Consider the following 10,020-nt stretch of genomic DNA (forward strand, 5'->3'; position numbering starts at 1 on the left):
TGCTGGCGGTGGTGAAGGCGGGCGGGGCGTACGTGCCCATCGATCCGCGCTATCCCACGAGCCGGATCGCTTTCATGCTTGAGGACGCTGCGCCGGAGGTGGTGCTGGCCACGGTGGAGACGGCCGAGCGGGTGCCGGCAGGGAACGGTCTGCGGTTGCTGGTGTTGGACGAGGAGCACACCCTGCAGCTCTTGGCCCAGGCGTCGGCCGTCGATCTGACGGACGCTGATCGCGTGGGCCCGCTTGATGCTGGGCATCCGGCGTATGTCATCCATACCTCGGGGTCGACGGGGGTTCCGAAGGGTGTGGTGGTGTCCCGGGGGGCTGTTGAGGGGTTCTTGGGTGCGGTAGGGCAGCGGGTGGGATTGGGGGTTGGGGATCGGTTGTTGGCGGTGACGACGGTCTCGTTTGATATTGCGACGTTGGAAGTGTTTTTGCCGCTGGCGTGTGGGGCGGGGGTGGTGGTGGCTTCGGATGCCGAGGTGGCGGACCCGGTGGCGTTGTCGGGGTTGGTCAGGCGGTGGCGGGTGTCGGTGATGCAGGCCACGCCGACACTGTGGCAGGCCATTGCCTCCCAGGCCCCGGAGATGCTGCACGCTCTGCGGGTCCTGGCCGGTGGAGAAGCGTTGCCGGGGCAACTGGCCCGGCTGATGACCGATTTGGGATCGAAGGTGGTCAACCTCTACGGTCCGACGGAATGCACAATCTGGTCCACCACTGCCAACCTTGACCCCGGTGACAGGGGTGCACCGCCGTTGGGCCGTCCGTTGTCCAACACCTCGGTGCATGTGCTGGACGGTGGGCTCGGGTTGGTGCCGCCGGGTGTGGTGGGCGAGTTGTACGTAGCCGGCGCCGGGTTGGCGCGCGGGTACGCGGGGCGTGCGGGGCTGACGGCGGAGCGGTTCGTGGCTTGCCCGTTCGCCGAGCCCGGGGCGCGGATGTACCGCACCGGGGACCTGGTGCGCTGGGATGCTCAGGGACGGCTGGAGTTCGTTGGCCGCGTGGATGACCAGGTCAAGGTGCGTGGCTTCCGGATCGAGCTGGGTGAGGTGGAGGCGGCGCTGGCGTCGCATCCGCGCGTGGCGCGGGCGGCGGTTGTGGTCCGGGAGGACCGTCCAGGGGACCGGCGGCTGACCGGCTATGTCGTATCGACGGCTGGGTCCCGTCCGGTGGCAACGGAGCTGCGGGAGTTCCTGACCAATGCCCTGCCCGAGCACATGGTGCCCACGGCCGTAGTCGTACTGGAGCACCTGCCGCTGACGGCGAACGGGAAGCTGGACCGCAAGGCGCTCCCCGCCCCCGACTACACCCCGGCCCCCGGCCGCGCACCGGCCACCCCCACGGAGCAACTGCTGTGCGGGTTGTTCGCCCAGGTGCTTGGTCTGCCCAACGTCCCCGCCGACGCCGACTTCTTCGCGCTGGGCGGCCATTCCCTCCTCGCCATGCGCTTGATGGGCCGGTTGCGCGCGGAGGCCGGCGCCCGCCTGGGCATGCAGGCCCTGTTCCATGCCCCGTCCCCGGCTCGGCTCGCTCGCCTCCTGGACGACGGGGAAAGCTCACACGACTTCGACGCCGTCCTGGCCATCAGGTCCGAGCCGGACACACCCAAGCTGTTCTGTGTACATCCGGCGAGCGGCATCGGTTGGGCCTACCAGGCGCTGGCCGGACACGCGGTCGGCCGTTTCTCCCTCTACGCCCTTCAGGCCCGTGGCCTCGATGTGTCACGGGAGGCGGCGGCGAGCATCGAGGAGATGGCGGACGACTATGTGACCGAGATGAGGTCGATCCAGCCCTCGGGGCCGTACCACCTCCTGGGCTGGTCCTTCGGCGGACTGGTGGCGCACGCCATGGCCGCACGCCTCGAGGCCATGGGGGAACGGGTCGATCGGCTGTTCCTCCTGGATGCGTATCCCATCGAGCGGCAGAGCACCGAACCGCCCTGGTGCCCGTCCCGCAGGGAAGTGGTCGAGGATCTGCTGAGGGTCGCCCGGAACCAGTACGCCCCGGTGGCGGACGACGAACTGTGGCGGCCACCTCCCTTCGAGACCGAGGTGAGCGAAGAGCACGTGGACGGCATCTACCGGGCCTACCAGACGAATCTCGACATGATGACGCGCCACACTCCTCCCGTCCTCAAGGGCGACGTCATCGTCGTGCGGGCGGCGATACCGGAGAGCGACGCGAGGACCGGCGCCCCCCTGGATTGGCGGCCGTATGTAGAAGGGGACATCAGGGTCGTCGAGATCGACTGCACCCACTCGGAGATGCTCGACACCGTGGCGGCGAACGAGATCGGCACCGTCGTCGCTGGCTATATCGGAGCTCGGGAAGCATGAAGAGCACAGGGAACACGCGGCGTACGGGAGTGAAGGCGCAGGTCATGCCGCACGCAGCCGACGGGAGGGGGACCGCACCAGGTGGTCGGGCAGGACCTGGGCGACCTTCAGGGCATGCATGGCCAGCACCAGGTCATGCGTGTGTCCGGGGGTTCCCAGGAGGCGGCAGTTGAGCAGGCTCTCGGCCGCGCGAAGATGGTTGCGGACCGTCTTCAGATGGACGCCGACCTTCTGCGCGGTCTGCTCCACGTTGCCGCCGCAGGCCACCCACGCCGCCAGCGTCCGCCGTAGCTCCCTGCGGTCCGCGTCAAGACGTCCGAGGTAGATCCGGGCCCACTCCTGGGCGCCACCGCCCGCCAGCAGATCGCCGAGGCTTCGCTCACCGGACACCGCCTTCGCCGTATGGGTTGTATGGGCTGTACGGGTGGTACAGGCCGTATGGGCCGTAGCGGGCCTACGGGGAGGCAGGGCCCGGAGCTCCAGCGCGAGGCTGAGCACGGCCCGGTCGGGCAGGCAGGTGAGATCCAGGGCGAGGAGCTCACTGACCTTCGCGATGCGCGCCGCCACCGTGTTGCGATGGGAGCCGGTGGCCCTCGCCACATCGAGGCGAGAGAATCGCAACGACAGATCGATCGTGCGCAGAATGCTCTCCCGTACGGCGGGGGCGAGGGTGTCGAGCGGGCGGAGGAAAGCCTTTGCCCACGCCTGACCGGCGCCCGGGTCGAGGAAGAAGGACAGACCGGGTTCCTCCCGGGCCGCCGTCACCAGCTTCTCCTGACCGTTCCCCGCCATGGTGAGGGCTTGGTGTGCCTCTTGGTGTGCCTCTTCGAGGTTCGCCAGCGGCTTGGGGTGGCTGGCGCCCATCCGGAGCCCCGGAACGTCGGCCACCAGGTCGTGCAGCCGCTGGACAACGCTCCTCCCGTGATCCTCGCCGGAGGAGGGCGAGGACGAGGAGGGGGGTGAGGGCGAGGACGAGGCCCCGGGTGCGGACGGCTGCTCGGGTGTGACGACGAAGAGCTGATCGGAACGGAACGGCGAACGGACGACCAGGGCCTGCTGCCGCAGTGCGTTCTCCAGCTTGGAGGCCGTGGCGTTCAGCTCCCGCTCACCACAGGTGATGAGGTGCACCCGGACCTGATCGGCGGAGAACAGCCCGGGGTACAGCGACTGACCGATCTCCCGGGCGAGTTGGGTGAGGCCGTTCAGCGCCAGATGGAGCACCGCGGCCCGCATCGAGCTCATGGTCTGCTGCAGCCGGTACTGGTCGCTGTCCATCTCCTCCGCGCGGATCAGCAGGCTCAGCAGCACGGTGGAGCGCGCGATGATCTTCTCGGTGGACTCGTTGAAGTCCTGGTCGCGCACCACGATGAGAGCCATATGGGGTGGGTGATAGCCGATCGAGTAGAGCCGCACGCTGTGCTCCCCGTGGTTGATGGACGCGGCTCCCACCTCCCCGCCCACGATGCGTGCCACCATGGCGGCCGGCGGCCTCACCAGCGGGCCCCCCGCGCTCATTTCGGACGTCAGTACGGCCTTGTGCGGGTCGACCAGGCACACCGCCCCCTCCACCGCCTTGGCCAGCCGGTCGAGCAGGATCTGTAGTCTGTGGTGGCCCTGTCTCCCCGGCCGCCGCATCTGGTCCAGCATCTCCTCTAACTGCCGAGCACGGTCCTCGTACTCCCGCAGTCGCTCACGGCTGACAACCTGCGCCACCTCCGAGCCGCAGAGCTCCTCGCCGCTGACGAGCAGTGGCACACCGTGTTCCCTCGCATGCACCAGTACGGTCTCGGGCACGTCCTGCGGAGTGGTGCGCATGAGCGCGAGTCCCGCCGCCCCGCTACGCGCCAGGATGCGGATCCGGTGCTCGGCGGCGGCCGGATCGGTCAGCCACGACTGATCAGCTGCCACGATGACCAGCAGATCGCGCAGCCCGGTGTCCAGGAGCCGAATGTTCCTCTCCGACTCCGGATCGGACAGCCAGACACCCAGCACTGTGCGGGCCCGGAAGGAGTCGCGGTCGACAGCATCAAGGAAACGTAGCCCCAAGGCCGGTTTTTCGCATAGTGAACCCAAACTTGGCACCGATGCTCCCGTGACGAAGATGTTCAATGGTCCATGAAAGGTGCTGCACCGCAGCAGGAAATGATGCGCCACAGCAGCGATGTGAGAGCGCACACGCAGGATGAAGGTGCGCGGCGTACGCCGCGCTGAGGGCGCTGCTCAGGCCGGAGGATGCTCAGATGCCGCCCCTGACGGGCAGCGGCATGGCGGTATGGCCGACAGGATGCCGAAAGCCGCACTGGCGAACTTCCGTGAAGTCCGCCCGACAGCCACTGGTCCCTGGCTGTGGCGGAAAAGGGTCACCTTCATCTCTGGTGAGACTTCATTACTGGCACTGCACACCGCAGCAACCTCCCCGTTAACGCAGCACCGAAATCATTCTGCCGTTTCATGCCGCCTCGGCGCCGTCTCAAGATCCGAGTGGCACTGTCCTGCCGTCGGCCAGTTATGCCCACGGATGCGTGGATGATCAGGGATCGGTGAACGGGTGAACGGGCGGCGCGGCGACCTGGCGGCATGAAAAGGCGCCCCGGTCGCGCCCGCTGACGGGCTCTCGCCGGGGCGCCTGTTCAGGCTCCTCGCGCGTCGGTCACCAGGCCACGGGCAGCGAGGTTAGCCCTCCCGTCAGTACGTTGTTCCTGGATACCAGCTCGTCGAGCGGAACCGCGAGTCGCAGCTCGGGAAGGCGGGCGAACAGCGTCTGGTACAGCACGTCCAGCATGACCCGGACCAGCGGGGCGCCAATGCAGTAGTGCAGGCCGTAGGCGAGCGTCATATGCGGATTCTCGTTCCGCGTGATGTCGAAACGCTCCGGCTCCCGGAAGACGCGGGGGTCACGGTTGGCCGTCTGCGGGCTCAGCGCGATCAGATCCCCTTCGGAGATCCGCGTCCCCTTGTACTCGAAATCCTCCCGCGCATACCTGGTGATGCAGGCGTCCGACGCCGGCGCGAACCGCAGGATCTCTTCTACCGCACGGGGAGCCAGCCCGGGATCCGCCTCCAGTAGCGCCCGCTGATCCGGATTCCGCAGGAACAGCAGGGTGCCATAGTCGGTGAACGACACACTGGTCTCGAAACCGGCGATGATCAGGGTCGATACATACGTCTGAATGGCGTCGTCCGGCGGGAATCCCGTCTCCTGCTGCTTGAGGACCAGGTCGGTGATGACGTCGTCAGCCGGTTCGGCGCGTTTCAGCTCGATGAACTTCGCGATGTACTCGCGCATTTCCAGCATGGCCGTGACGGCGACCTGCTGGTCGCTGGTGTGGAAGGTGCCTTGTGACCAGGTACCGAGCTGCTCACGGTCGGCGAAGGGGATGCCCAGCAGTTCGCTGATGACGAACACCGGAAGCCGCTTCGCGATCTCCTGGTGGAAGTCGGCCGGCTGCGGAAGCTCCTGGAATCGGCTCAGCAGGTCGTCCACCGTCCGCTGGATCCGCGGCCGCAGGGAACGCATCCGCTGGGCGCTGAAGGACGGAATCAGTACCTGCCGTGCCTTGGTGTGGTCGACGACCTCGGTCTCGTACTCGCCCCGCGGGCCGCCGAGAATGACCGCCGCGCTGTAGCGCGGCGCGTTCGGTGGGTCGAAATGCGAGCGGCCCAAACGCGCGTCGGAGATGAGCTTCTTCACATCCTCATGCCGGGTGACCAGCCAGGCCGGATCGCCGACAGGGGTGAGGATCTTGACGATGGGGTCGTTCTCCCGCAGCTCGGCGAACCGGGGCGGCAACTCCATCAGACCGGACTGGTCGAAGGGCAGGCGCGGAATGCTCTCATCGGTGCTCTCGGCGGCAGACATGCGATGGTCTCCTATTCGGCACGGGCCCTCTTGACGCGGGCCTGTCTACGGTTGCTCGATGACGTGGATGCACTGCCCCGGGCACTCGTAGGCCGCCGTATCAACAGCGTCCTGGTCCTCGTCGGGGACATTCGCCTGACATGTCTCGCCGCCCGGTTGGTCCAGCAGCCGATCGTTCTGGCGCACATAGGCGAGACCGTCGTCCGCGATCGAGAACACGCGCGGTGCGGTTTCCTCACACTGTCTGCTGTTGAGGCATCTGCTCTGGTCGATCCACACCTTCATGGCGCTTCTTTCCTGCTCAATGCTGCTCGATCCCCCGGTGCGTCCAGCGCGCCCAGCGCTCCAGTACCACTCCCGTGCTCCAGTGCTCACCATTGCAGCAGGAGGTCGTTGATGCCCTGAATGGCCGCTTTACCAAGGGGAGGGGGTCGGTCCATGACGGCCCCGTAGCGGTACACGGGCGCACCGTTCGCTCAACGGGCCTCTCCATGCTGCCGTGTGTCCGGCCGTGACAACGCATGCGCAAGCCAAATGGCACTCTCCTGCCATCACCCGCGAGGCGCCATACGCCGGGAAAACCATTGAATCCGGCCTATCCAGGCCGCTGTCCGGATCTCTCCCCGGATTTCGGAAGTGGGTGCCCGAGAAGAGGGCCCAAGACCGCTCGCGGCAGCGCGTTCGCATGGCCGTGTCCGCTGGTCACGACTGTCCGTGCCGTATGCACCTGTGCATCCGTGCCATGGCCATCAGTTGGCCTGTGCATAGATGACCCTTTCTCTGGTCGGCGGATGGCTTGTAGCGTCGAAAGCGTTTTTGGGCGGAGGCTGTGAAGCGGGGGTGGGTCCGTTCATCCGAGCCCTTTCGGCTACTGGCATCGGGTTACCACCGTGCGGTCGCCGGAACCGGTCATTGAAGGGATGGAGCACGTGGGTGCAGCCGAGGTACGCTCTGGGCGTTGGCTTCGCCGCTTTCGAAGGGGCGAGTCTCCTGAAGACGTCCGACTGATCTGCTTTCCTCATGCGGGCGGCGCCGCCACCTTCTTCTTTCCCTTCGCAAGAGGGCTGAACGCATCGGCGGAAGTCCTGGCCGTTCAGTACCCGGGAAGGCAGGACCGCCACCGGGACGCGTGCATAGACAGCGTCGAGGAAATGGCCGACCTCATCTTCGAGGATGTGCGGGCCCTCGACGATCGTCCGCTGGCCTTCTTCGGGCACAGCATGGGCGCGGTGCTTGCATTTGAGGTGACGCGACGCCTCGAAGAGAAGGACGGGATCAGTCCGCGACGGCTGTTCGCATCCGCCCGCCCCGCTCCCTCACGACACCGTGACGAGCAGCTGCGGACGGACGACGCCCAGCTCATAGCGGACCTCAAGGCGCTGAACGGTCCGAACTCCGGGATCTTCGCCGATGAGGATGCCCTTCGTGTCATCCTGCCCGCCATCCGCAGCGACTACAAGGCGATCGAAGGCTATGTGGTTACTCCCGACACCAGGGTCACATGCCCTATCTCCACGGTCATCGGTGTCTCCGATGAGCGAGTGACCTCTGATGAGGCGGAGGACTGGGGAAGGCACACCACCGGGGATTTCGAGCTGATGGCCTTCCCAGGCGGCCACTTCTACCTCAATGAGCAACTGCCCGATGTCGCCCGCTTCGTCGCGGAGCGCATCTCTCAGTGAACGAATTCGGTGAAGCAGGCACCTGATTGCGGTCGGAGTCCAGTTGTCCGGCCCTTTTGACACGATCCCCAGATAGTCCGTTGGCCGGTTTCCGGCTGACGACTGGCGGGCCGTGCACATCTGACATGGCGTAATTCGGTTGGCGTTGAAAGGGTTTGTTGTGCGGGATAGGCGAGTACTCACGGATGCTGAGCTGCGCGATCGACTCTCCGCTGCGTCCGAAAAGCGGCAGTTCGAGATAGTGCTCGCCCTGGTACGTGAAGAGATCGCTCAGATACTCGGCGCACGCAGCCCAGAAGACATCGCCGAGCAGGCTTCCTTCCGCTCTCTCGGCGTCTACCGGGAGAAGCGTCAGCAGCTGATCAGCAACCTGACCGAGCGGTCCGGGGTCCGCCTCCCGTCGACGGCTCTCTTCGACTACCCGAACCCGTCCGCGCTGGCGCGCCATGTGAGGTCTCGGATCGTGGGCGACGTCGCGGACGTTTCCCCCGCCGCAACTGGCGCGACGGAGGACGGCGACGACCCGCGCGATGCCGACGACCCGATCGCCATCGTGGGTCTGGCCTGCCGCTACCCGGGCGGGGTGAGCTCCCCCGATGAGCTGTGGGACGTGGTGGCGAACGGCCGGAACACCATCTCGGACTTCCCCACCGACCGCGGTTGGGACCTGGAGAACATGTTCCACCCGGACCCGGCCCATACGGGCACCTCGTATGGGCGGAAGGGCGGGTTCTTGCACGATGCCGCCGACTTCGACGCGGAGTTCTTCGGGATGTCGCCGCGCGAGGCGCTGGCGGTGGACCCGCAGCAGCGGTTGCTGCTGGAGACGTCGTGGGAGGCGATCGAGACCGCCGGAATCAACCCCCTTGAGCTGCGCTCCACCCCGACCGGGGTCTACCTCGGCGTCATTTACAACGACTATGCCTCACGGCTGAGCACCTTCCCTGGTGAACTCGAGGGGTACCTGCTCAACGGCAGTCGGCAGAGTGTCGCCTCCGGCCGTGTGGCGTATGTGCTCGGTCTTGAGGGCCCGGCCGTCTCGATGGACACGGCCTGCTCGTCGTCGTTGGTGGCCATTCACCAGGCCAGTGCGGCGCTACGGCGTGGTGAGTGCTCGATGGCGCTGGCCGGTGGCGTGGCGGTGATGTCCACCCCGGGCCTCTTCGTGGAGTTCTCCCGTCAGCGTGGCATGGCGGTGGACGGCCGCTGCAAGGCGTTCGCGGACGCGGCGGATGGGGCCGGGTTCGGCGAGGGTGTGGGTGTGTTGTTGTTGGAGCGGTTGTCGGATGCTCGGGCGCGGGGGCATCGGGTGTTGGCGGTGGTGCGTGGTTCGGCGGTGAATCAGGATGGTGCGTCGAATGGGTTGACGGCGCCGAATGGTCCGTCGCAGGAGCGGGTGATCCGGCAGGCGCTGGCCAACGCCCGGCTGACGACGGCGGACGTGGACGCCGTCGAGGCGCATGGGACGGGCACGACGCTCGGTGACCCGATCGAGGCACACGCGCTGCTGGCCACCTATGGACAGGGCCGGGAGGACGGACAGCCGCTGTGGCTGGGGTCGTTGAAGTCGAACATCGGTCATACCCAGTCGGCTGCTGGTGTGGGTGGTGTGATCAAGATGGTCATGGCCCTCAACCAGGAAGTGCTGCCGCGTACGTTGTATGTGGATCAGCCGTCTTCGCATGTGGATTGGGATGCGGGTGCGGTGGAGTTGTTGACCGAGCCCGTGGCGTGGCCGCGTGGGGAGCGGGCTCGTAGGGCTGGTGTGTCTTCGTTCGGTGTGTCGGGGACCAATGCGCACGTCATTATCGAGGAGGCGCCGGCGGAGGAGTCTGTTGGTGGGGGTGTGGTGCCTGTGGTGGTGTCGTCTGGGGTGGTGCCGTGGGTGGTGTCGGGGCGTAGTGCGGGTGCGTTGGCTGGTCAGGCGGGTCGGTTGCTGGAGCATGTGCGTGCCGCTCAGGCTGACGGTGATGACGTGGACGCAGTGGGTGTGGGTCGTGCTTTGGTGGGTTCGCGTGCGGTGTTTGAGCACCGTGCTGTGGTTCTGGGTTCGGATGTGGGGGAGTTGACCGCTGGGCTTGAGGGCTTGGTGCGGGGTGAGGTTGCTGTTGGTGTTGGTGGTGGTGTGGTGGGTCGTGTGTGG

6 protein-coding genes are annotated in these 10,020 nt (G+C 66.7%); 3 read left to right on the forward strand and 3 right to left on the reverse strand.

What is annotated here, in order from left to right:
* Positions 1 to 8: 8 nt before the first annotated feature.
* A complete protein-coding gene (locus VT50_RS36915) occupies positions 9 to 2,336 on the forward strand; it encodes an amino acid adenylation domain-containing protein (RefSeq protein ID WP_240529468.1) in 2,328 nt (775 codons plus the stop codon).
* A 42-nt stretch (positions 2,337 to 2,378) separates the two neighbouring features.
* On the opposite strand, the gene VT50_RS36920 is transcribed toward VT50_RS36915, so the two are convergent.
* The 3 genes from VT50_RS36920 to VT50_RS36930 form a co-directional block, all read right to left on the reverse strand.
* Entirely contained in the window at positions 2,379 to 4,382 is a 2,004-nt protein-coding gene (locus tag VT50_RS36920; protein ID WP_143645341.1) for a helix-turn-helix domain-containing protein, read from the reverse strand.
* A 604-nt stretch (positions 4,383 to 4,986) separates the two neighbouring features.
* Positions 4,987 to 6,195 (reverse strand): cytochrome P450, encoded by a 1,209-nt coding sequence (locus tag VT50_RS36925; protein WP_046089753.1) that lies wholly within the window; start codon positions 6,193 to 6,195, stop codon positions 4,987 to 4,989.
* A gap of 45 nt (positions 6,196 to 6,240) precedes the next feature.
* Positions 6,241 to 6,480, reverse strand: coding sequence for a ferredoxin (locus tag VT50_RS36930; protein ID WP_046089752.1), 240 nt, complete (start codon positions 6,478 to 6,480; stop codon positions 6,241 to 6,243).
* 635 nt (positions 6,481 to 7,115) lie between these two features.
* Between VT50_RS36930 and VT50_RS36935 the strand changes: the two genes are divergently transcribed.
* Together VT50_RS36935 and VT50_RS36945 are read left to right on the forward strand one after the other, a co-directional pair.
* Positions 7,116 to 7,877: a thioesterase II family protein gene (locus VT50_RS36935; RefSeq protein ID WP_046089751.1), complete on the forward strand. Its 762-nt coding sequence runs from the start codon at positions 7,116 to 7,118 to the stop codon at positions 7,875 to 7,877.
* A 139-nt stretch (positions 7,878 to 8,016) separates the two neighbouring features.
* Positions 8,017 to 10,020: type I polyketide synthase (locus VT50_RS36945; RefSeq protein ID WP_420822263.1), on the forward strand; the 2,004-nt coding region annotated here is incomplete at its 3' end.

This window comes from Streptomyces antioxidans (assembly GCF_000968685.2).
GTDB classification, from domain to species: domain Bacteria; phylum Actinomycetota; class Actinomycetes; order Streptomycetales; family Streptomycetaceae; genus Streptomyces; species Streptomyces antioxidans.